At 43.0% G+C, this 22828-nt stretch carries 23 protein-coding genes and 1 pseudogene; 12 read left to right on the top strand and 12 right to left on the bottom strand.

Annotated elements, in window-relative coordinates; genetic code table 11:
* Positions 1-181: 181 nt before the first annotated feature.
* The 5 genes from DFP82_RS11175 to pdxA form a co-directional block, all read right to left on the bottom strand.
* Positions 182-1018 carry a symmetrical bis(5'-nucleosyl)-tetraphosphatase gene (locus DFP82_RS11175; protein WP_110923809.1) on the bottom strand — a complete coding sequence of 279 codons (837 nt, stop codon included), beginning with the start codon at positions 1016-1018 and terminating at the stop codon, positions 182-184.
* Positions 1019-1144: 126 nt separating this feature from the next.
* Entirely contained in the window at positions 1145-2008 is an 864-nt protein-coding gene (rsmA, locus tag DFP82_RS11170; protein ID WP_110923808.1) for a 16S rRNA (adenine(1518)-N(6)/adenine(1519)-N(6))-dimethyltransferase RsmA, read from the bottom strand.
* Positions 2009-2193: 185 nt separating this feature from the next.
* Complete coding sequence (locus DFP82_RS11165; protein WP_110923807.1) at positions 2194-2592, bottom strand: hypothetical protein; 399 nt, start codon at positions 2590-2592, stop codon at positions 2194-2196.
* A gap of 79 nt (positions 2593-2671) precedes the next feature.
* Positions 2672-2938, bottom strand: coding sequence for a hypothetical protein (locus DFP82_RS11160; protein WP_146221337.1), 267 nt, complete (start codon positions 2936-2938; stop codon positions 2672-2674).
* Positions 2939-3238: 300 nt separating this feature from the next.
* Positions 3239-4312: a 4-hydroxythreonine-4-phosphate dehydrogenase PdxA gene (pdxA, locus tag DFP82_RS11155; protein WP_110923861.1), complete on the bottom strand. Its 1074-nt coding sequence runs from the start codon at positions 4310-4312 to the stop codon at positions 3239-3241.
* Between the two features lie 337 nt (positions 4313-4649).
* Between pdxA and dnaB the strand changes: the two genes are divergently transcribed.
* The 3 genes from dnaB (at position 4650) to argF (ending at position 8406) form a co-directional block, all read left to right on the top strand.
* Positions 4650-6053: a replicative DNA helicase gene (gene dnaB / locus DFP82_RS11150; protein ID WP_110923805.1), complete on the top strand. Its 1404-nt coding sequence runs from the start codon at positions 4650-4652 to the stop codon at positions 6051-6053.
* 142 nt (positions 6054-6195) lie between these two features.
* Positions 6196-7302, top strand: coding sequence for an alanine racemase (gene alr / locus DFP82_RS11145; protein WP_110923804.1), 1107 nt, complete (start codon positions 6196-6198; stop codon positions 7300-7302).
* Positions 7303-7488: 186 nt separating this feature from the next.
* Positions 7489-8406, top strand: a complete 918-nt coding sequence (gene argF / locus DFP82_RS11140) for an ornithine carbamoyltransferase (protein WP_110923803.1) — start codon at positions 7489-7491, stop codon at positions 8404-8406.
* 144 nt (positions 8407-8550) lie between these two features.
* Here the strand turns inward: argF and rpiA are convergent, their stop codons facing one another.
* From rpiA to DFP82_RS11115, 5 genes are all read right to left on the bottom strand, one after another.
* Entirely contained in the window at positions 8551-9210 is a 660-nt protein-coding gene (rpiA, locus tag DFP82_RS11135) for a ribose-5-phosphate isomerase RpiA (protein WP_110923802.1), read from the bottom strand.
* 229 nt (positions 9211-9439) lie between these two features.
* Entirely contained in the window at positions 9440-10750 is a 1311-nt protein-coding gene (locus DFP82_RS11130; RefSeq protein ID WP_110923801.1) for an arsenic transporter, read from the bottom strand.
* Positions 10751-10817: 67 nt separating this feature from the next.
* Complete coding sequence (gene arsH, locus DFP82_RS11125; protein ID WP_110923800.1) at positions 10818-11564, bottom strand: arsenical resistance protein ArsH; 747 nt, start codon at positions 11562-11564, stop codon at positions 10818-10820.
* The gene (gene arsC, locus DFP82_RS11120; protein WP_110923860.1) at positions 11554-11958 is read right to left on the bottom strand and encodes an arsenate reductase (glutaredoxin); all 405 of its coding nucleotides are present in this window, start codon (positions 11956-11958) and stop codon (positions 11554-11556) included. The genes arsH and arsC overlap by 11 nt, the downstream gene beginning before the upstream one ends.
* 173 nt (positions 11959-12131) lie before the next feature.
* Positions 12132-12494: an ArsR/SmtB family transcription factor gene (locus tag DFP82_RS11115; RefSeq protein ID WP_110923799.1), complete on the bottom strand. Its 363-nt coding sequence runs from the start codon at positions 12492-12494 to the stop codon at positions 12132-12134.
* Positions 12495-12687: 193 nt separating this feature from the next.
* On the opposite strand from DFP82_RS11115, the gene ilvA reads away from it, so the two are divergent.
* From ilvA to DFP82_RS11075, 8 genes and pseudogenes are all read left to right on the top strand, one after another.
* Positions 12688-14241, top strand: a complete 1554-nt coding sequence (gene ilvA, locus DFP82_RS11110) for a threonine ammonia-lyase, biosynthetic (protein ID WP_110923798.1) — start codon at positions 12688-12690, stop codon at positions 14239-14241.
* 361 nt (positions 14242-14602) lie between these two features.
* Positions 14603-14743, top strand: a pseudogene (locus DFP82_RS14835) (excalibur calcium-binding domain-containing protein); the annotation flags it as partial.
* A 148-nt stretch (positions 14744-14891) separates the two neighbouring features.
* A complete protein-coding gene (locus tag DFP82_RS11100) occupies positions 14892-15314 on the top strand; it encodes an RNA-binding S4 domain-containing protein (protein WP_110923797.1) in 423 nt (140 codons plus the stop codon).
* A gap of 208 nt (positions 15315-15522) precedes the next feature.
* Positions 15523-16020, top strand: a complete 498-nt coding sequence (locus tag DFP82_RS11095) for a low molecular weight protein-tyrosine-phosphatase (RefSeq protein WP_110923858.1) — start codon at positions 15523-15525, stop codon at positions 16018-16020.
* A gap of 93 nt (positions 16021-16113) precedes the next feature.
* Complete coding sequence (gene murB, locus DFP82_RS11090; RefSeq protein ID WP_425450609.1) at positions 16114-17262, top strand: UDP-N-acetylmuramate dehydrogenase; 1149 nt, start codon at positions 16114-16116, stop codon at positions 17260-17262.
* Entirely contained in the window at positions 17252-18040 is a 789-nt protein-coding gene (locus tag DFP82_RS11085; protein ID WP_110923796.1) for a YdcF family protein, read from the top strand. Before murB ends, DFP82_RS11085 begins: the two co-directional genes overlap by 11 nt.
* Positions 18041-18179: 139 nt before the next feature.
* Positions 18180-18446, top strand: a complete 267-nt coding sequence (gene ccoS, locus DFP82_RS11080) for a cbb3-type cytochrome oxidase assembly protein CcoS (protein WP_110923795.1) — start codon at positions 18180-18182, stop codon at positions 18444-18446.
* Positions 18447-18653: 207 nt separating this feature from the next.
* Positions 18654-19556, top strand: a complete 903-nt coding sequence (locus DFP82_RS11075) for a sulfite exporter TauE/SafE family protein (protein ID WP_110923794.1) — start codon at positions 18654-18656, stop codon at positions 19554-19556.
* A gap of 360 nt (positions 19557-19916) precedes the next feature.
* On the opposite strand, the gene DFP82_RS11070 is transcribed toward DFP82_RS11075, so the two are convergent.
* A complete protein-coding gene (locus DFP82_RS11070) occupies positions 19917-21071 on the bottom strand; it encodes a DEAD/DEAH box helicase (protein ID WP_110923793.1) in 1155 nt (384 codons plus the stop codon).
* A gap of 280 nt (positions 21072-21351) precedes the next feature.
* Entirely contained in the window at positions 21352-21567 is a 216-nt protein-coding gene (locus tag DFP82_RS11065) for a cold-shock protein (protein WP_110923792.1), read from the bottom strand.
* Between the two features lie 464 nt (positions 21568-22031).
* Between DFP82_RS11065 and aroQ the strand changes: the two genes are divergently transcribed.
* Positions 22032-22568, top strand: a complete 537-nt coding sequence (gene aroQ / locus DFP82_RS11060) for a type II 3-dehydroquinate dehydratase (protein ID WP_110923791.1) — start codon at positions 22032-22034, stop codon at positions 22566-22568.
* Positions 22569-22828 lie beyond the last annotated feature (260 nt).

The raw sequence follows: 22828 nt of genomic DNA, 5'->3' as shown, positions 1-22828 counted from the left end.
TGTAATAATCAAATTACTTAGTAAAATTAATCAGAAGTTTTAATTAGGGTATCCCCAATCAAACCAGTTATTTCACCCTTTAAACCTATTAACAGACTACTTAAAACAGACCGTTATAACGGAACCACTTAAAACAGACCGCTTATCTAGCCTCTTATATCAAGCTCAGCTATAGCCCTCGTTATAAACTCGGGCACTGCTCGCTTGACGTTATTACATGACCATCACTGAGACGATAAGCCAATAGACAATTGCCCCACACACAGCCGCCGTCGAGTGCACGTGCATGCGGCAAATCAACCTCACCTTTTAGCGCAGCCCAATGTCCAAATAGTATCTTGCGCGTCCGTGGTACTTGCCATTCAAACCACGGTAAAAAACCTGCCGGCATTAATTCATCTAAACCTGCTGAAAAACCAAACTCAAGCGTACCATCCTGTTTACATAGACGCATACGCGTAAAATAGTTAGTGATAGCACGCATTTTAGTAAAGCCATTAATATCTGGCTGCCAATCATCAACTGACTTGCTATACAAATTCGGTAATAAGCGATCGAGCTGCCATAAGCTGCTTTGTAATTGCGCTTCTACTTGTTGTGCATAGCCTGCTGCTTCATCGATACTCCAATGCGGTGGAATACCAGCATGCACCAGTACGGTCTGTTCATCAGGGTAAGCCAATAGCGGCTGATGACGTAACCATTCAAGCAACTCATCACAATCATCAGCGGCAAAAATCGGCGCTGTCTTATCCTTCTTTTTGAGCTTCGCCGCGCCGCGCCAGACTGCTATTAAATTAAGATCATGATTGCCCAATACCGTTGCAGCAGCGCCCTGCTCACACAATGCTTTGACATGGCGCAGCGTGTTCAATGAGTCCTCACCGCGTGCTACCAGATCACCAGCAAACCATAACTTGTCTTGTGCTGGATCAAAATTCAAGATTTCAAGTAATTTAAGATAAGCAGCATAGCAACCTTGCAGGTCTCCAATGACATACTGGTGACGAAAACTCATAGTACCTCTATGCTTTTTAGATATGAATTGATATAAGAGCACGCTTAAGTGAGTACCCTTATATCAATAGTTTTAGGTGAATAGTTTTATGTGAATATTTTGAGAGGTGTTTAATAGTAGATTAACTTAACCTTCTACTTTACGTGCCTGATTGCTCAAATTGACAAAATCTTTCACACTTAAGACTTCAGGACGTGCTTGTGGGTCGATAGCGCAAGCCGCAAAATCTTCTTCGCTCAACGTTGGCAATAGCGTAGATTTCTTAAAAATCGCACGTAGTGTCTTACGACGATGGTTAAAGGTTTCGCGTACGACAATCGCAAAATACTCTTCATCTTCTGCCACGACTGGTTTAGTAATATGCGGAGTCAGACGAAATACAGCACTGGTTACTTTTGGTGGCGGATTAAAAGCGCCGCGTGGCACGGTCAATAGATAATCTGTACCGCAGTGATATTGCATAATAACGGATAAGCGACCATAAGTTTTGCTACCAACATCAGCAGTGATACGCTCGACCACTTCCTTTTGCAACATAAAGTGCATGTCTTGAATCACATCGGCATAGCTGAGTAGATGAAAAAGTATCGGGGTAGAGATGTTATATGGCAGGTTACCGACCACACGTAGCTTGCCGCGCTCAGGACTATACAGCTCGCGGTAGTCCACATGCATCGCGTTGTCTTTGATAATCTCAAAATTCGGATGACTGTTGGCACCAATACGGATACGCAAACTGTCTGCCAAATCACGATCCAACTCTACTACGGTCATCGCATCGACTTCTGCCAATAGTGGCTCAGTCAACGCACCCATTCCCGGTCCAATCTCGATTAGGTTGTCATCGCGCTCGAGACGAATGCTTTCAACGATTTCGCGAATGACGCTGCCATCATGCAAGAAGTTTTGACCAAAGCGCTTACGCGGTTGGTGTTTGACAGCACGTAGGCTGTTGGAAATAGATTGGGCATCAAACGGAGTTTTGGACATAAAAGAATCTTAATGTGTAAAAGATAAATGGGCGATAATGGCAACAATATGCCAATTATATAATGACAAATTATACCACAGCTCAGAATTAGGCTGTATTGTTGAAACATTATTATCGATAAGCTGCTCATACTTTATCGCAACAGATACAGTGAATTTTTCTCAAACTATTTGCTCTAGCGCCTCTATGATGTTTTTTGGAAGCCTAAAACATGCTGTCTGACTACTTGCTCAATTTGTTGCCAATCAGCAAGATTGTAGCGAGAATAATGCGCCTTAATAGATAGATTTCTCTGTGGTCCTAGATTAAAAATTTGGGTACAAGGTGGTCTTGGTACGTCTCTATTACTGCACTCTATATGAGTTATGATTTGACCCGTTTTATCTCGCTGAATAAAGACATCCTCTGCATATCTATTTTCACGCCACGGTTTATTAGTAACTGGGTCAATATTTGGCGGCGCATAAACCTCCAATCCGAATTGATCATTATCAAGCCGTTCATATTCATGAACAGGACCTGCTTCTTTGCTAGGGTTAAGTGTGCCATAGCCGATACGATGAACAGGATTGGGAACAGTCACTCTGTCGCCTGAGTTGACGGTGACCGATACCCAAGGATTATCTCCTAAGTTTCTTTTATTGTCTCTACGATAAGCGCTCTTAAAGAGCTTTATTAGTCGTATCTAGCATAGTATTGTCGGTATAACGCAGATCAAAACCGAAACTGTTAATTTTTGAGTCATAAGTGCGCATGGGTTTTGGATGCTCACGTTTGTTACCAAACGTAGGGTCGCCGTCATACGCAACAAAATGCACAAGGTTTTTAGGCATATCAACAGGAACACCGCCCAGATCGCCAATATGATTCGGGCGAAGCCCTTCACCACAAAAATTAATAATAGGTAGGGATAATACGATGGTTATCATTTGGCTAAATTCTTTAATAAACATGCAACCCCATAATAAAAGAATACTGTCCTCTGACGTCACATCATTAGACATTAATTTGGAAGATTATTACTTGAAATAAGTCTGATTGGCTGTTTTTTTATTAGGATGCACTTCAAATGAACCACACAATAAAACTCGTTAATAAATAGACTGCTATAATCGAACCACTTACATTAGGTCGTATTTTATTATTCCTAAACAGGCATTGCCCACACTAAAACTATCAAGCATTGTGTGAAAAATATCTATAAGGCAATGAATCATAAAAAAGGTATATCACCTAGTAAGCGACTTATTAGCCATCTCATTGGCCATATTTAACGCTTGATATAAACTGGTCGCACTTGCCCCGCCACGCCCTGCCAAATCAAGTGCCGTACCATGATCAACCGAGGTGCGAATATAAGGCAATCCTAAGGTCAGATTAACCGTATCACCAAAGCCGTGTGATTTAAGCACTGGCAAACCTTGGTCATGGTACATAGCAATCACTGCATCACAGTTTGCTAAATGCCTTGGGGTAAATAACGTATCCGCTGGCATCGCCTCTGATATGTCTACGCCTGCATCGATAAACTCTTGCAATACTGGATTGATAATCTCAATCTCTTCCATACCTAGATGGCCGCCCTCGCCTGCATGTGGATTAAGCCCACAAACTAAGATACGTGGCTGCGTTAAGCCAAATTTCTCTCGCATATCATCAATGACAATCTGTACCGTTTGGCGCACATTCTCTGCCGTAATAACTGCCGGTATGTCTTTTAATGCTAAATGAGTCGTAACAAGCGCCACTTTCATGGCTTGGTTGGCGAGCATCATGACGACTTTTTTACAGCCACTTTGCTGCATAAAAAACTCAGTGTGGCCGCTAAACATTGTGCCATCTAATAACTTAATGTCTGCGTCAATGAGTGCGGATTTTTGCAATGGGCCGGTAACGATGGCGGCGACTGTTTTATTGAATGCTAGCTTATGCGCAATGTCCAATTGTTTGGCCACCATGGCTGAATTGCTCGTATTAATTTGCCCGCTGATAACTGGTGCTGAGCAAGGTGTATGAAGCAGGATAAAAGCATCATCACTATGAGTCGTATTCATTGACATCTGCTCTGAGAAATCATCCGCATCTATATGTGCGTCTACAGTCTGCCATGATGGGCAAACTTTTAAGACACCAGCAGTGGTAAGCTCTTTGGCACGCTCTGTTATTGCGTCTGCATCAGCAGTTACCCAAATTGGCCGCGAAAAGTCTTGCAACTTATTTTCTGCCGCTAGTAGCAGTACGACGTCCATACCAATGCCAGCAGGTTCGCCTGTTGTGATTAATAACGGTAATTTATTTTGCATCATAAAAATAGTCTCATGTCTTAATTAAATATCTGATTTTATTGTTTTTATAGTTGAATGTACTGGTTTTTATATCTAAAAATCGTAATCTATCTCTTCACTGATCAACCTCAATGGCTTCAGATTTAGTTACTGTGTGCGTCTAAAAAAAGCCCATAATGTGTTAAACTTTCGCATCTGATTGTAGCATTTACTGGCAAGCGTGAGACTGCATTTTGTGTTGTATCGTAGCAGCACACCGCATTTGCTTTGCTGTATTATTGCCAATCATCAAACACTTATATTAAATATCTATTTACACCCTCTTTCATACCGACTCTTGATACATTAGGCACTCATGGCAGATACCGAAAAAAACGACGACTTGCTCAATCAAACACCGCCGCACAATATCGATATTGAAAAGGCATTGCTTGCCTCTTTAATGAGCATCGAAGAGGCGTATGACAAGATTGCCGATATCGTTACCAAAGATGACTTTTATGCTGGACGCCATCAATACATCTTTGATGCGATTGCCCATTTGGCAGCAGTCAATGAGCCTTATGACACGGTCATGGTGCATGACTGGTTGGAAGCACAGAAACTACTCAAAGGTGCGGGCGGTGACAGTTACTTGGCAGATATTTTGAGCCAAAGCCCTGCCACCTTATTCAACCTCACGGCCTACGCCCAGCGCGTACGTGAACTATCAACACTACGTCAGCTGATTACCACTGGTAATGACATGTTGACACTAGCCTATAATCCAAAAGACCAAAGCGTTAGTGACATCTTAGACAGTGTCGAAGGCAAGATATTTAGTATTAATGAGCAGCATAATAAACGCGCTGAACAGCGTGGCCCTGTCGGCATTACCTCTGTGTTGACCAACGTCATCGATAAAATTCAAGAGCTTAAATCCAATCCCGATGGCATGATTGGTTTGCAAACGCCATTTGCTGAGCTGAATAATAAAACACAAGGCTTACAGGCAGGCGATTTAATTATCGTCGCCGCGCGTCCTTCGATGGGTAAAACAACCTTTGCAATGAACTTGGCAGAAGGCATTTTATTTAACGAAGACCTACCCGTCGTGGTGTTTTCGATGGAGATGCCCGCAGAGTCTATCGTCATGCGTTTGCTGTCATCGTGGGGTGCGATTAATCAGACGCATCTGCGTTCTGGACAAATGAATGAGGATGAATGGGCAAAGATGATGAATGCCATTCAGCATTTGCAATCTAAGCACCTGTATATCGATGATAGTACTGCCCTGCCACCATCTGAGATGCGTTCACGCTGTCGCCGTATCGCCAAAAATCACGATGGCAAGCTTGGCGCTATCGTAGTCGATTATCTTCAGTTGATGAAAGTGCCAAACCTAGATGGCAACCGTGTTGGGGAAATCTCTGAGATTTCTCGTAGTCTAAAAGCCTTAGCACGCGAACTTGAATGTCCAGTGATTGCGCTGTCTCAGCTTAACCGTAGTCTAGAGAACCGTCCTAATAAACGTCCGATTATGTCAGATTTGCGTGAATCAGGTGCGATCGAGCAGGATGCCGATTTGATTATGTTCATCTACCGCGATGAGGTTTATAATGAGAACTCAGATCACAAAGGTGTGGCTGAAATTATCATTGGTAAACAGCGTAACGGCCCTATCGGTACCATACGTTTGGGCTTTGAAGGACAATTTACTCGCTTTATCAACCTGACGCCAGAATACTATCAAAATGTCAGTTTCGAGAATGATGAATAGTCATAGTTTTACCGATTATACTTGCTTAACCTTAGACACTTAATACAAACAGCTCTCAGTAACCATAGCCAGTGCCACATCAATCCAATTGATGCAGCATTGGCTTTATCACTTCATAACTTTGCTAATAAAGAAGCCAATTATGCGTACTATCACTATCAAACCAAAAGCCATTACTCATAACCTCAACCAAGTCAAAAAAATGGCGCCACACTCTAAAGTTCTGGCCATGGTGAAATCCAACGCTTACGGACACGGGATAGCGGCAGTTTTGCCAGCATTACAGCAAGCAGATGGTATTGGAGTCGCCACTTTAACTGAAGCACTAGAAGCACGACAATTAGGTTGGAATAAAACGATTGGTTTGATCGAAGGTGCGTTTACCGCTGATGAGTGGCAGCAAGCCATTGATAGCGATATTAGCTGCGTCATTCATCATGAGCCACAGTTGCAATGGGCATTGGAAAATATCCCACCAGCTAGTAGTGCTACTAGAGTGGTGTGGATTAAATACAATACAGGTATGAATCGCCTAGGTTTCGATGCCGAGGGTGTGATTGCTGCGGCTAAGCAGCTTCATGCTGCTGGATACCAACTAATCCTCACCACACATTTTGCCAATGCAGATAACAGCACTCATCCATTAAATGCGATGCAAATACAGCGTTTTTCAGATGTTTTAAACACTTTACAAGAGACTGTTAGCGCTGATATTCAGGGTTCATTGTGTAATTCAGCTGGTATCGTCAATTTTTCAGAGCATCATTATGATTGGATACGTCCAGGTATTATTTTATATGGTAGCTCACCTGTCGTTGATCAAAGCGCACAGGAATTAGATTTACAGCCAGCGATGGATTTTAGCGCGCAAATTATTGCTCTACAAACGGTCAATGCAGACCATGCTATTGGTTATGGCAGTCGTTGGATAGCACAAAAAGACACCAGAACAGCTCTAGTCAGTATCGGCTACGGAGATGGCTACCCTCGTGTCGTCAACGATGACGCTTATGTCTCTGTCATTGACACGAGCAACAATCAAAGCTATCGATGCTCGGTCATTGGGCGTGTGGCAATGGACATGATTGTCATTGATGTCAGTACCGCGCCAGAAGACATTGCTTTAGACAGTAAGGTAATGTTATGGGGCGATGCACCGCACGTTGATGAGGTCGCTGCACATGCGGGTACGATTAGCTATGAGCTGCTATGCCGCCTGAGCATACGTCCAAAGCGTGTCCAAGCCTAATAATCATAATACGACGGTGAAATTGCCGAGTACTGGAGTGACTGAACAATCAGACTAAATTGGGCGTTTACATTAGAAGTAATTGCGCTATACTAAAAGTTTGTTGTCACCCCAGTATGCGCACTGATGCGATGCTATTGAAGACTGATAACGTTTCACTGACTGCGATCGACTGCTAGGATTACTATGAGTTTGCGCCATTTTTTGACCCTATCTGATTTAACCAAACAAGAACTAGAAACCCTTATCAAACGCGCAAGCGAATTACGTAAGATGCAACATGCTGGCGAGATATATCAGCCTTTTGTTGGTCGTACGCTGGGTATGATTTTTGAAAAATCCTCAACCCGCACGCGTATTTCTTTTGAAACAGGTATGGGCCAGTTTGGTGGTAGTGCTATTTTTTTGTCGCCAAATGATACGCAGCTTGGACGTGGTGAGCCGCTAGAGGACTCTGCTCGTGTGATCTCTAGTATGGTTGATATCATCATGATTCGTACCTTTGGTCACGAAAATGTTGAGACGTTTGCTGAATACTCAAGCGTTCCAATCATTAACGCTCTAACTGATGAGTACCACCCTTGCCAGTTGCTTGCTGATATGCAGACCTATTATGAGCATCGCGGCAGTATCGAAAACAAAATCGTGACGTGGGTCGGTGATGGCAATAATATGTGTTCATCATTTATGCAAGCTGCCAATCAGTTTGGTTTTGAGCTACGTGTGGCAGCGCCTTATGGCTTTGAGCCAGACCCTAAGCTGATGGAACGCTTCTCTCATTGCGTCAGCCTCGTCGAAAATGTACAAGATGCGGCAAAAGACTCAAACCTAATCGTCACCGATGTATGGGCAAGTATGGGGCAAGAGTCGGAACAAAACACCCGCGCCCGTCGTTTTGCGCCTTATCAGGTAACACCATCACTGCTAGACAAAGCTGATCCTGAAGTCGTATTTATGCATTGCTTGCCTGCGCATCGTGGTGAGGAAATCTCTCATGATATGTTGGACGATCCACGTTCAGTGGTGTGGGATGAAGCAGAGAACCGCTTGCATGCACAAAAAGCATTAATGGAATTTTTGTTAAAAGACAAAATCAAAATCTAAAAAATATAGCTATAAGCTATTTATCAAAGAGTAAATAAACAAAAGGCAGACCACATTGATTGCGGTCTGCCTTTTTATTGCTACTACATAACAAGCTACTATAGCGTTTTTAACGGATGAGTGTCTTGTAACGAGCAAAAAGTTTTAACGAGTCAGTGTTGTCACCCCATTGCTACCAGCTTTTAACAACACATCGGCTTGGTTAGCAGCGAATATACCATTACAAACCACACCTACGATATTATTTAGCGTTTGCTCAAGCTCTATTGGATTGCTCACATCCAAATCATAGGTATCTAAAATCACGTTTCCATAATCGGTCACGAAATCTTCACGGTAAACTGGCTCGCCGCCCAGACTAACCAATTGGCGTGCAACATAAGAGCGTGCTTGTGGTAATACTTCAATCGGTACAGGGAACTCACGTCCAAGCATCTCGACACTTTTACTCTCATCAACCATGCATATAAATTTATTAGAAGCCGCTGCCACGATTTTCTCACGAGTAAGCGCGCCGCCACCGCCCTTAATGAGCTGCAAATGCTCATTTACTTCGTCCGCACCATCGATATAAATATCAAGCGTACCAGCAAAGTTTAAGTCAACGATCTCAATACCAAGGGCACGAAGTTTGTCTTCAGTGACCTGTGAGCTAGCAACTGCGCCAGCAAGCTTTACTGTCGACAATAATTCAATCAAGCAATTAACTGTACTACCTGTACCTACGCCCAGTATCATGCCATCTTCGACATAGTTTAGAGCAGCTTTGGCTGCGGCTTGCTTTTGTGCTTGCTGATCACTCATCATAAATCCTTGGAAAATAAACGGACAGTCAATTCTATATAAGTTGGATATGGCGTTAGACTCGCTTAGCCTACCATTTGTAGCACTTTCACTCGCCTGCCTTGTATCCAAATTATCTTGAACCGACTATATCATTATAAAAGAGGTAAAATGCGCCGCTATTATACCCGATGAGTTTGATCGATGTCAGCGTAATAACCACGCTAATCACAAGAGATTTACTCAACCTTTAAAATGTAGACAGATAAGGCAACCACAAGACTAAGGCCAATAGCGTGACCAATAATACGGGCGGCGTAATAATCAGCCCAATTTTCATGTACTGTCCCCAACTGATTTTATAGTCTTTTTCTGCCAATACATGCAGCCACAATAAAGTTGCCAGACTACCGATAGGTGTAAATTTCGGTCCTAAATCATTACCAATCACGTTGGCATAAATCATGAGCTCACGAGTGGCGTCTGGTACTTGCGCGCTATCGATAGCCAGTGCGCCTACTAAGGTAGAAGGCATATTGTTCATGATAGACGCTACAATAGCAGAGAGGAATCCCGTTCCTATTGTTGCGATGACCGTACCCTGCTGCCCTAGCCAATTCAGAATCTGAGCACCATAGGCCGTCAAGCCTGCATTACCCAAACCATAAACCACCAAGTACATACCTATTGAAAACAATACAATTTGCCAAGGAGCCTTTCGCAAAACATCAGATACTGAAACCACTGCGCCGCATCCACCTTGCCACCAGCGACCTGCGATTGCCATTAGCACCAGCGCAGCGACGCCTGTCACAAACGAGATAGCAATGCCCAATGATTCAGTCGTAAAGTACGCAACAAGTAGTAATGCTAAAAGCGGAAAAGCCGCCTTAAAAACGAGCGGGTCTTCAATCGCGGTCTCTGGGGCACTCAGCTCAGCAACAGAGTAGTGTTTTGGAATGTGCCGTGCATAGACGACCCATAACACAGCGAGTGTAGCGATGACGGAAACGATATTGACCGGTACCATGACTGCCGCATAACGACCAAAGCCAATGTCAAAATAATTGGCACTGACGATATTAACGAGATTGGACGTCACTAACGGTAGGCTCGCGGTATCAGCAATAAAGCCTGTCGCAATGATAAAAGCCAAAGCAGATGGCGGTGAGAACTTAAGACGCAGCAAGATAGCGATGACAATCGGGGTCAATAGCAATGCCGCCCCATCATTGGCAAAGAAGGCAGAAATAAACGCGCCTAAGATCACAATCATAGGAAACAGCAATCTTCCTTGCCCATTGCCCAATCGAGCCACATGCAAAGCTGCCCAACCAAAAAATCCAGCTCTATCTAAGATAAGAGAGATAATAATGAGTGCGACAAAGGTAAAAGTCGCATCCCAAACAATATCCCACACAACCCCGATATCGGAAAGCTGTACCACGCCAAACACTAAGGCGATCAATGCACCACCCATTGCGCTCCAGCCAATACCCAGTCCTTTAGGTTGCCAAATCACTAAAATTAACGTGACGATAAATATGGTTAATGCGATCATCGAGTAACCTTTCTAAGCTCAATTATTATAAGAAGCCGTATTAAAAAATACATGATGAGAGAGTGAATTAGAGTGATTTTTGATTGACGCGCTTGGATAGTTCTTCAGTGCTTTCTACCCGTTCAGAGTAACGATCGGTCAGATAGGCTGAGCGCCCACGAGTCAGCCAAGTAAATTTCACCAACTCCTCACAGACATCAACGAGACGCAAATATAAAGGAGATTTATCCATGCGATCGTCATCGTTAAATTCCAAAAATGCTTTGGGGATAGATGATTGGTTGGGAATCGTAATCATCCGCATCCAACGGCCAAGGATACGCAGCTGATTGACCGTGTTGAAGCTTTGACTACCGCCGCTGACTTGCACGACTGCTAACGTTTTACCTTGGGTCGGACGCACGCCTCCCAATGACAGCGGAATCCAGTCGATTTGTGCTTTCATAATACTGGTCATGCTGCCATGACGTTCTGGACTCACCCACAGCATCCCTTCTGACCACTGTGCCAGCTCTCGTAACTCTTGCACTTTGGGATGACTGGCATCAGCCGCATCAGGCAATGGCAAACCTGTCGGGTCAAATGTCCGAACCTCACAACCATACCAGCGCAGTAACCGACTCGCTTCCTCGCTTGCCAATCTAGAAAACGAACGCTCACGCAAAGAGCCGTATAACACTAATATTTTAGGTGGATGACGCGAATCATTTGTTCCAATCAAAGCTTCAATATCAATAGGCTGAATACTATCTGCATCGATATTAGGCAAATCACCCAAATCGACCACATTCAAATCTGCTGTATTATTTGCCATGATGAATGACTTCCCCGTCTTCTTTCGTAAAACTACTCACTGGATGCTCTAGCAACTCAAACACTCGCTCTGACGGACGGCATAACGCGGCGCCTTTATTTGTGAGCACTATAGGACGGTTGATTAAAATAGGATGCGCAATCATCGCATCGATGATCTGATCATCAGATAATTCAGGATTGTCTAATCCTAATTCATCGTTAATGGACTCTTTGCTTCGTAATAGCTCTCTTGGCGTGATATTCATTTTTGCCAACAGCTCAACTAGGTATTCGCGGGCTGGTGGGGTTTCGAGGTATTCCATCACTTCAGGATGCTCACCTGACGCATGCATAATGGCTAAGGTGTTGCGAGAAGTCCCGCATTTAGGATTGTGAAAAATTAATGATTGCATAGTGATTTCACTTATTGTCTGAATAGGTTGTTTGAATTCTGAATATATTGTTTGAATGTTCAACAGACCCCAATCAAATTGATTTTGACGTTCTGTTTGTCTTACTGATTCGCTCAATAATGGCATTAGATACTGTCTTAAGTTTTATCTTAGATAGAGTCTTAATAGTTATCTTACTCGCTGTTTGAGTCATTAGTATTAACGACCCCACACCCACTTAAACTGTCCATAAGAGACGCACACAATTCTGGATGACCCGCGCAGCAATCTTGCAATAAAAACTGCACAACATCCTCCATATGCGATAAGGAGGCACGGTAGATAATCTGTCGGCTTTGGCGTTGCGAAACCACCCACCCTGCTCGTGCCAACACTGACAGATGTGCTGACATGGTGTTATGGGGCACGGTTAATTGACGGGCAATTTCACCCGCAGGCAGTCCTTCAGGCTCTTGACTGACAAGTAATCTAAAGGCGTTTAAACGAGTCTCTTGAGAGAGCGCAGCAAAGCTTGCGAGAGCATTAGTTATTTCCATATGTCCAATAATACAGACATATGGAAATAACTCAATATTTTTTAATAAAATATTTATATAAACCCAACTTCATCTTTCATCAAAACCTGAAATCACAGCAAAAACTGCAATTGTGTCTTGCAAGACAGTTAAAATCAGCATAGGCTAATCTATTTCATTTTTATATTCATCTACACACTGTTTAGGGATTACTATGCTGTCACACTGGGTACGAGCCATCTTACAAGCCACTGTCTATGACGTTGCGATTCAAACACCACTTGAAACGGCACCCAAGCTGACCCAACGTTTTGCCAATGACATTCGTTTTAAACGCGAAGATTTACAACCCGTCAAATCCTTTAAATTACGCGGTGCTTATAATCGTATTAGCCAGTTGAACGATGAGCAAAAAGCACGCGGCGTCATTTGTGCCTCAGCAGGCAACCATGCGCAAGGCGTGGCTTACTCTGCGCGCAAATTATCACTGAATAACATCATTGTTATGCCAACCACCACCCCTGACATCAAAGTCGATGCCGTAAGAGCACTGGGTGGCAACGTTGATTTGCATGGCGACAGCTTCGATGAAGCCAATCGTTATGCAATCAATCGCGCTGAGACCGAAGGCTTAACCTTTATACCACCTTATGATGATGAATTGGTCATCGCAGGGCAAGGTACTATCGGTCTGGAGCTGACCCAGCAGTGGCGCAACATGGACTACGTTTTCGTTGCGGTTGGCGGTGGCGGTCTCATCTCAGGGGTTGCAGCATTTTTAGGCGAAGTGGCACCACATGTAAAAGTTATCGCCGTAGAAGCGGAACAATCAGCTTGCCTAAAGGCCGCACTTAAAGCGGGCGAACGCGTCAAACTGGAACAAGTTGGCTTATTCGTCGATGGTGTGGCCGTTGCTCAAATTGGCGAGCTGCCTTTTGAAGTCATCCGTACACAAAAAAGTGATAGCTCAGGCCCTATCGTCGAACCTGATGTGATTACCTGCACCAATGATGAAGTCTGCGCCGCCGTCAAAGATATCTTTGAAGAAAACCGTAGCATCGTCGAGCCTGCTGGTGCCTTGTCTGTTGCAGGCATGAAGAAATATATCGCTGCCAATAACCTGCAAGGTAAAAACTGCGTCGGCATTATCTGCGGTGCCAATATGAACTTTGACCGTCTGCGTTATATCGCTGAGCGTACCGAAATCGGTGAGAAAAAAGAAGCCATCTTTGGCGTAACTATCCCTGAGCAAACGGGCGCTTTCTTAAACTTCTGCCGTAGCCTGCATGGACGTAATATCACTGAGTTTAACTACCGTGCTGATAGCAAAAAATCACCAGACTCTATGGAGCCTGCCTCGATATTTGTCGGTATCGCCTTAAAAGAAGGGGATAAAGAGCGTCAAACTATCAGCAATCAATTGACCGCTGATGGCTACACTGCCCACGATTTAACCGATGATGACATCGCTAAATCTCATATCCGTCACTTGATCGGTGGTCATGCACACGTCGAAAACGAGCAGTTACTAAGTGTGGTGTTCCCAGAACGTCCAGGGGCATTGCTGACTTTTTTAGAAAAATTGGGCGACGATTTTAATATCACCTTATTCCATTACCGCAATCACGGTGCCGCTGAAGGTCGCGTACTGGTAGGCCTACAAGCCTCAGAGAGCAACTCTCGCCAGCTACAAGACGCACTGCTTGATATTGGTTACGACTGTACGATGCTCAATGACAATATCGGCTATCAATTGTTTTTGAAATAATAAAGCAGGTATCAATCACTCTCTACTCTGTCAGTTTTTTAATCCATTAAAAGGCTGACAATAGCGAGCGGATGGTAGCAACAGTTAGTTTTTAACGGTTATTGGTGAGTATAATGCCATGATGAAAAATATATTAATGATACTGGTACTGCTGGTTTTGGTAATTGTGGGTTATAAACTTTTTCAACCTGAGAGCGCACCGAGTAGCTCTATTACGGATTCATCCAATACGCCTCCAGTAGGCGCTGCACTAACCACTGCTGACTTTGATGAGATACAACCAACGTATGTCGATTTAGACCCAAATTCAGAAGCAGTCCCAGTAATCACGTCAACAACAAATTCACAGCCAACAACGTCAAGATTTTCATGTGATGGTAGACAACATTGCTCTCAGATGACCTCATGCGAAGAGGCAACTTACTTTACACAACACTGTCCCAATACAAAAATGGACGGCAATCATGATGGCGTACCTTGTGAACAGCAATTGTGTAACTGATTTCTATAAACTATAAACTATAAATGCAATATATCCACTATCCAGCCCATCAATCACAAAAACTTATTTGCAAATTTAAAATATGCCCTAATCTCATTAAGATTAGCTTATTTTAAATAAATACAGACATCCATATAGAGTAGCTGTTATGCAGAATAATACAAATAGCAAAACCCAAGGCTTAGCCAAAATTCGCCTTGATAAGTGGCTTTGGGCAGCACGTTTTTATCGAACACGTACACTTGCCAAACAAGCCATCGAAGGTGGACGAGTTCACTACGCTGGTAGCCGTGTAAAAACCAGCAAAGAGATTGCAGTCGGAGATGAATTAACCATCCGCCAAGGGTCAGCCACTGCCATGACTGAAAAAACAGTCATCGTGGAAGCGCTAACCACTCAACGCGGTAATGCGAGCGCAGCTGAAGTATTGTATTCAGAAACTGACGAGAGCGAAAATCGCCGCGCCTATCATGCAGAGCAACGCAAGCTTGCCAATCTTGCTCGCCCTGATAACAAACCCAACAAAAAAGAGCGTCGTGACATTCAGCGCTTTAAAAGCAAGCAAGACTAAAACACTGCCCGTACCACACTGAATTATAGATAATATCGCCATCAATATTGTGTCATATGACCATATTGTTCAGCCTATACTCTTGCCATTTACGGCATTAAACGTTACGCTGACAGCCGATTCAATCAATCAATTGCATGCTGATAAAAGCCGCACTAATAATGCTGGTCTCTTATGGCATGTTTTTTTTGTTATACAAGGTCATATTATGCTGATGAAAACCTGTACGCCATCGTCTGTATTATTGGTTTGTTTAGGAAATATTTGCCGTTCACCAACTGCTGAAGAAGTGTTTCGTCAGCAAGCAGCGATTGCTGGATTATCAATAAAAGTAGACTCTGCAGGTACAGGGGATTGGCATATTGGCCATAAACCCGATGAACGAGCACAGCGTCATGCCAAAGCGCATGGTTATAAAATCAATAAACTCATCGCACGCCAAGTAAATAACGATGACTTCCGCAATTTTGATTTGATTTTGGCAATGGATGCGCAGAACTTAGCCGACTTGCAGGCGCTCAAAAACAATCTAGCAGATACTGAGAATAGTATGGCTAAGCTGGCATTATTCAGTGAAGAAGACCCAACGTATGGCGGTGATGATGTACCTGACCCTTATAAAGGTGATGCTGATGCCTTTGAAGAAGTCATTGAGCGTATAGAATCAAGCGCACAAGCTTGGATTGAAAGCTGGAAAGCTTGCTAGCGATAAAAGCTAGATTTACACGCCTTTTGTGTCTCGCATCCTTTATAATGATTACTGTGTAATTTTTTATCTATTTGCCATATGAGCTACGTTATGACTTCAGCTTCATGCCTTAATTCTAGTGCTCAACTTGCCACGACAATGGTTTCAGCAGCAAAGTTATTGCCTAGCGAGTCCGTTGACTTGTCACACAGCAATACTATGGCACTGACCTGTATCGCTGACTATGTTGTGACGTTGACAGATGAGGCTCAACTTGACACCTTTATGGCAGATTATACGAAACACACAGAGCAACAAAAGCCATTGTTTGTACTGTCTGGTGGTAGCAACGTCTTATTGCCCACACAACTAAATGCAATCGTGTTACAGCCGAAAATGCGTGGCATTAGCTTGACTGCTCAGACGGATCGTTACGTCGATATCGAAGTGATGGCAGGCGAAAACTGGCATGATTTGGTTGTTCATACGGTCAGTCAAGGTTGGTACGGATTAGAAAATCTTGCGCTGATACCTGGTCTCACTGGCGCTGCACCGATACAAAACATTGGGGCTTACGGTGTCCAGTTAGAAGACCACTTACAGTATGTCCGTGCTTACCACATCCCTACCCAGACGTGGCATCAACTATCAATAGCAGACTGTGAGTTTGGCTATCGCGACAGTATCTTTAAACGGACTCCCAATACGTGGCTAATCAGCCGTGTGGGGTTCAGATTACACACAGATATAAGCAAAGTGTTAGCCAGTTACGGTGATGTACAGACAGTCGCACAACGCTACGCTGAACAGCAAAACCGAAACAAGGCTACTCCTGCTGATGTGATGCACGCTATTATAGATATTCGCCAACAGAAACTTCCGGATCCCAAACATCTGGCTAACTGTGGCAGTTTTTTTCAGAATCCGATTATTCCCCAAGAGCAATTCATTGCGTTACAAGCCACTTATCCAGCTATCGTTGGTTATCCAATGCCTGATGATAAAATAAAAGTTGCAGCCGGTTGGCTCATCGAACAGGCAGGGTTAAAAGGTGGTGGTATTGAACCCATTGTCACCCATCAGCAGCAAGCACTGGTACTCACTAACCATGCTCCTTATCAAGCAACTCAAGAAGATGTCGCGATAGCACAGCGTTATATCACTGATACGATCTATGAGAAATTTGCGATTCAGTTGTCGCGTGAGCCAGTTTGGGTAAATACTGACAGCTCTATTGGGCATGATGAGCATGTGGCCTAAAAAATCACGGTCTAAGCGGCTGTTATCTAAACGATTATGGCATTATTACTTACGTTCAGCTGAACGTATGATAACGCTGTTTCGTATCATTAACATTACCTTTTTGCTTGGCTCCACAACTGTTATTTTAGTCCTCATTAGTTTATTCACACCTTTATTCTCGCAATCGATTGTTTATCTATTTACGCTACTTCCCTTGCCAAAGATACCTTCTGGAGCGGCGAGCTCTCCACCGACAGCCTATGTAGTATTAGGCGGCGGACTGACCAACGACCAGAACAATCAAATCATTCTAAACAGCTATAGTCTCAATCGTGCTCGTACTGCTGCGGGCGCTTATCACGACCTACCCTTACCTATTGTACTCAGTGGTGCTGAAGCGCCTTGGCTTGGTCAATGGCTCATCGAGCATGATATTGATGGACTGATAAGCGAAAACGCCAGTATGAATACTTGCGAAAATGCACGCTTTACCGCAAAGCGTATTCCACTACGTCACGTCTACCTCATCACTGATAGCTACCATATGGCACGCGCCCGTAGACAGTTTGCGCTAAATGGTATCAATACCACACCTCTCAGCGCTCCTCTACCAGTTGGTCGAGACTGGGAAAAACCTGCACAGAATCTCACTCATTCACGGCGCGCCGTTTATGAAGTCGCCGCTTATTTACGTGATGTAATACGTCCGCAGATGGATTGTCGTCATGCTAAAGACGTGACATCACAGCAGCTATTAACGCCTAGAGGCAATGCAGCAAAGTCACCTACAGAATAGAACTGGATTTATATTTGAGCTAGATTTTATTTAATGATGAGCAGAATTAGCAGCTATTTCACTTTTATGTTCACAAGCAATCACCACATTTATAATAGGTGTATAATGCCACCAGAAATTGCTATCTAAGAGACTCTCCATGCTCAGTATATTTTTATTAATTCCGTTAAGTCTCATGTTATTTGTGGTTGCCATTTGGGCAGTACGTTATGCGGTAAAATCAAACCAATTTGAAGACTTAGACAATGCATCACAGCGCATTATACTAGATGATCGTCAAGAGCGCAGACAAACCATGCAAGCTCATGAGAATGCTACATCTACTAAGCAAGCAAATGATCAAACAAACCTTGCTGACACAGAGTCCGTCAACCCTTCTAATATTGATAGCAATCCAAAAATATAGCTTCGAGAGATAGTTGGTTCGAGATCATCAAGAGGCAAGTAAGACAAATTCAAGTGTTACACATAATAGACTGAACAAGCCTAGCACCTTGTCTAATCAATATAGAATTGACCATATCTTGACTATACGTGACTCACGATTATGTTTCGTCCAATACCATCTATTTAAGTAGATTCAATCTTTCACTGTTTTTAGGAGAATCACCCCATGACCACAGCTTTACTCGTTGCGGCATTACTAATGGGATTTTTTGGTTCACCACATTGTTTGGGTATGTGTGGTGGTCTTGTGACAGCGTTTGGCCTATCGATGAAAGATGCCAGTCCTGCTAAACGCCGCGCTCTTGTCGCCACTTACCATCTAGGCCGTTTGAGCAGTTATGCATTATTAGGTTTGATAGCAGGATTGATTGGAACCACCGTACTAGCGCCATTAATGATGGGCAATAGTATGCCACGTATTTTATTAGGCTTAGTATTGGTGTTTGTTGGGGTCACTATGCTTGGCGCACCATTTTTAAACAAACTTGAACGTTTTGGTATGCGGTTTTGGCAGTATTTAAGCCCACTTCGTCAAAAAGTATTTCCGCTCAACACGTTTCCACGTGCACTAACTGCTGGCTTACTTTGGGGTTTCTTACCTTGTGGATTGGTGTATGGTGCCTTACTCATCGCCGTAGTTGCTCATAATCCATTGAATGGTGCGGCACTCATGTTTGTCTTTGGCTTAGGGACAATACCGATGTTGGTCGCCACTCACGAAACGGTTGGCTGGTTACGTGACAAAATTGGACGCTTTCGCTTAAGACAGCTAAATGGCGCTGTTATGGTCATATCAGGTTTAGCCGTTGCGGTCGTGCCGATGGTCATGTCAAGTATGCATGGTGGGCATGATATGTCTAATATGCATGGCGATCATATGCAAATGAGTGATTCAGAAATGATGGACATGCCTATGGATGCAGACATGGATCACAGCAGTCATCATATGATGCCAGCTGATGATAATACATCTCACCAAGGCATGGATCATAGTATGCATGATATGAGTGATGCGTCGATGGACATGAATCATAATGAGCACTCTGAAACGATGGAACACGCTCAATAGAGTCGTCGACCACAGATATAGTCAGTGAACTACTAAACCGCTACGGCGTTATCCTCCTTAGATGTAATACTTGTACAATCTGCAGTCTGCTGCCTTGTACCCATTTTAGAGTTCTTTGACTATATTATTAAAATATAACATTGCGTGCTATCAAAGCTTGCCGTATGAAAAAGCCCTTAACATCAATATGAATGTTAAGGGCTTTTATCATTTTATTCGCTGCACACTATAGTCAATTCAGTTTAAAAGAGAGTCAAGGCAACCGAGTGCAGATGTATATGTAATACTTCCAGCAAGGTTAACGCTGTCACTCTTTTATAGGGGATTGACTACATAGAAAAACTAGCAGCTTTAAAAGTACTACTCTTGCCATTGCTCAAGCGAAAACTTAGTATCCAAATGCTTTTCTAAGGCGGGTACATTAAACGCGTCATCCTCACTCACGAAGCTAATGCTGATACCTGTTTGTCCAGCACGCCCCGTACGACCAATACGGTGCACGTAATCGTCTGGCTGATCAGGCAAGGTATAGTTAACCACATGACTGATATCATCGACATGGATACCGCGCCCGGCGACATCTGTTGCTACCAAGATAGAAGCATGGCCATCTTTAAAGCGCTGTAGGTATTTTTCACGTTTTTGCTGAATAACATCACCTGACAGCATCACAATTTTGTGGTCTGCACGCAACTTATGATATAGGCGCTTGACTTGGTCTTTACGGTTGGCAAATACAATGACTTTGTCCACTGCAGGATCACTAATAATACGCTGTAAGGCTTCTAATTTCTGATCTTCTGTCAATAAGTAAAAGTGCTGATCGACCAACTCACTGGTTTTGTGCTCAGGCTCAATTTCAACAAACTGCGGCTCATGTAACCAGCGATAAGCCAAATTCATAACATCTTGGTTAAAAGTGGCAGAGAATAATAAGCTCTGACGGTCTGTATTGGCTGGCATCCGGCCTACCAGACGCTTGATATCAGGAATAAACCCCATATCCAACATGCGATCTGCTTCATCTAACACCAATACTTCAACGCGATCTAAATAGACCATGCCTTTATTTGCAAGATCAATCAAACGTCCAGGCGTCGCGACCAAAATATCGACATATTGACGCTCAAGCTCATGCTGCTGGGTTTCATAATTAGTACCACCCATGATACACACGCTATGTAGCGCCGTATATTTGGTCAAAGCGATACAATCATCAAATATTTGCTGGGCAAGCTCACGGGTGGGTGCCATTACAACTGCACGCGGCTCACCTAAATAGCGCTCTTCATCATTGGTAAAAGGACGCTTAAGCAATGCCTCCATGATCGTTAATAGGAAAGTTGCCGTCTTACCAGTACCTGTTTGAGCCTGTCCAATAGCGTCTTGATTTGCCAACGTATGTGGTAGTATTTGTGCTTGAATAGGCGTCAATGCAGTAAACCCTAAATCACTGACAGCACGTAATGTCGGTGCTGAAAGCGGCAAATCAGTAAATGTCGTAAAATTACTCAAAAAAATATCCTTTTTGTATTAATCACTTGTATGTTGTCCATCGTAAGCAAACGCATTATCAAACGTTATAATACTATATAGCGTTACCAATAATCATTGCCATATCAAATCTATAGATAGCGGATAGTCATGCAGACATAAAAAAGCCAAGCCCGATACTTACTCTGACCTAATATGCTGAAATTCACTCAACATAGGTAAGATAAGACGGGCTTGACTCAGTAGTATATCAGTAGTTTGTACAGACATTATAGCTAAACCGCTCTAATGACCGGATAGATTACTCGTCTACTTTTCTGACTTCTTCAGCTTGAAGACCTTTTTCACCTTCTACTACACTGAATTCAACCTTTGCGCCATCTGTTAAAGAGCGATAGCCATCACCTTGAATCGCGCGGAAATGGACAAAAATATCTTCTCCGCTATCACGTTGAATGAAACCAAAACCTTTTGAGTCATTAAACCACTTAACAGTACCTTGCTCACGAGCTGACATAATATTACTTCCTAAAAAAGTCCGCTTAGCCCCAAATTCCTTTGCAACATTGCATACAAACGGGATCTAAAATTATGAAATCAAAAAACTTAAGAGTCCTACACTAACCACTATTACTAACATATAGCTTTTATGATAGACAATTACCTCTATAAACATTCTTTACGCTTATAGAGACGATAAGTGGCTTTCATATCAGCATTGCTTTAGCTATAGCAACAAACTTGCAATAATTATTGCATAAAAAATATCATAGCACGGGTTTTTAGCAACATAAAGACTTTTAGCATGCTTTTTTACTTTCAGGTTGATTTTTCATGTAATTTTTTTATAACCACTACTAGCAAGCTGCTATCATAAACAAATAAGCACCATTGGGTGACATAATTCTCTTTTTCTACGACCCTTATGCCTTACAATAAAGAATAGACCACTCCCTTTACCTAATCGCTATAGAGACCAGTATGACGACCTCTTCACAATCTACCGCAGCATCAAAGCCTTCTAGTCAGAGCAACAGCAATACACTCACTCATAAGCTGCTGCTGGTTAACGGGGTCAATCTAAATTTATTGGGTAAGCGTGAACCTGATATTTATGGTCATGCGACGCTTGCTGATATCGAAAAACGTTTGATTGCACGTGCTGCTCAGCATAATATCGAATTGATTTGTATACAATCAAACCACGAAGGCCAGCTAGTAGATGACATCCAACATCATGGACTGTTAGCAGATGCCACAGCGCAAGTAGATGCTATTATTATCAACCCTGCTGCATTTACGCATACTTCAGTTGCTCTACGCGATGCATTGCTAGCCACACAAAAGCCATTTATAGAAGTACACTTATCTAATGTTCATGCACGTGAGCCTTTTCGCCATCATTCTTATTTGAGCGATGTCGCAGTCGGTGTGATTTGTGGTTTGGGACAGATGGGTTATCAAATGGCACTAGATTATTGGCTCAACAACCTCTACTCTATCAACCTTACCGACTAACATTTATCGGTTTTTTGAAGTGATGGTTTTAAGTGCTAGCAATGATTGCTTATATGTACTAAAAATAGCTCAGTTAAACGGTAATATAGTTGATTCAATTTAAAATAGTTTGATTAAAATACTAGGGCGTGTCCTCATTTTAGAAATGGTGATAAAAATGAGATAAATTGCAGTCAAACAAGGAAAATAGCGCAGATAATATCGAGATATTAGTCAGCTATTTGACGCCGTTTGGCAAGATTTAGCCATTTTCAACCCAT

The organism is Psychrobacter fozii, assembly GCF_003217155.1.
In the GTDB taxonomy this organism is placed as follows: Bacteria; Pseudomonadota; Gammaproteobacteria; order Pseudomonadales; family Moraxellaceae; genus Psychrobacter; species Psychrobacter fozii.
Note: the sequence above shows the minus strand (reverse complement) of the source record. Positions and strands in the feature narration are given on the sequence as shown.

Coding starts and splice junctions, on each gene's coding strand:
- DFP82_RS11175 (WP_110923809.1), bottom strand. CDS start 1,018: ATGAGTTTTCGTCACCAGTATGTCATTGGAGACCTGCAAGGTTGCTAT.
- rsmA (WP_110923808.1), bottom strand. CDS start 2,008: ATGTCCAAAACTCCGTTTGATGCCCAATCTATTTCCAACAGCCTACGT.
- DFP82_RS11160 (WP_146221337.1), bottom strand. CDS start 2,938: ATGATAACCATCGTATTATCCCTACCTATTATTAATTTTTGTGGTGAA.
- pdxA (WP_110923861.1), bottom strand. CDS start 4,312: ATGCAAAATAAATTACCGTTATTAATCACAACAGGCGAACCTGCTGGC.
- dnaB (WP_110923805.1), top strand. CDS start 4,650: ATGGCAGATACCGAAAAAAACGACGACTTGCTCAATCAAACACCGCCG.
- alr (WP_110923804.1), top strand. CDS start 6,196: ATGCGTACTATCACTATCAAACCAAAAGCCATTACTCATAACCTCAAC.
- argF (WP_110923803.1), top strand. CDS start 7,489: ATGAGTTTGCGCCATTTTTTGACCCTATCTGATTTAACCAAACAAGAA.
- rpiA (WP_110923802.1), bottom strand. CDS start 9,210: ATGAGTGATCAGCAAGCACAAAAGCAAGCCGCAGCCAAAGCTGCTCTA.
- DFP82_RS11130 (WP_110923801.1), bottom strand. CDS start 10,750: ATGATCGCATTAACCATATTTATCGTCACGTTAATTTTAGTGATTTGG.
- arsH (WP_110923800.1), bottom strand. CDS start 11,564: ATGGCAAATAATACAGCAGATTTGAATGTGGTCGATTTGGGTGATTTG.
- arsC (WP_110923860.1), bottom strand. CDS start 11,958: ATGCAATCATTAATTTTTCACAATCCTAAATGCGGGACTTCTCGCAAC.
- DFP82_RS11115 (WP_110923799.1), bottom strand. CDS start 12,494: ATGGAAATAACTAATGCTCTCGCAAGCTTTGCTGCGCTCTCTCAAGAG.
- ilvA (WP_110923798.1), top strand. CDS start 12,688: ATGCTGTCACACTGGGTACGAGCCATCTTACAAGCCACTGTCTATGAC.
- DFP82_RS11100 (WP_110923797.1), top strand. CDS start 14,892: ATGCAGAATAATACAAATAGCAAAACCCAAGGCTTAGCCAAAATTCGC.
- DFP82_RS11095 (WP_110923858.1), top strand. CDS start 15,523: ATGCTGATGAAAACCTGTACGCCATCGTCTGTATTATTGGTTTGTTTA.
- murB (WP_425450609.1), top strand. CDS start 16,114: ATGACTTCAGCTTCATGCCTTAATTCTAGTGCTCAACTTGCCACGACA.
- DFP82_RS11085 (WP_110923796.1), top strand. CDS start 17,252: ATGTGGCCTAAAAAATCACGGTCTAAGCGGCTGTTATCTAAACGATTA.
- ccoS (WP_110923795.1), top strand. CDS start 18,180: ATGCTCAGTATATTTTTATTAATTCCGTTAAGTCTCATGTTATTTGTG.
- DFP82_RS11075 (WP_110923794.1), top strand. CDS start 18,654: ATGACCACAGCTTTACTCGTTGCGGCATTACTAATGGGATTTTTTGGT.
- DFP82_RS11065 (WP_110923792.1), bottom strand. CDS start 21,567: ATGTCAGCTCGTGAGCAAGGTACTGTTAAGTGGTTTAATGACTCAAAA.
- aroQ (WP_110923791.1), top strand. CDS start 22,032: ATGACGACCTCTTCACAATCTACCGCAGCATCAAAGCCTTCTAGTCAG.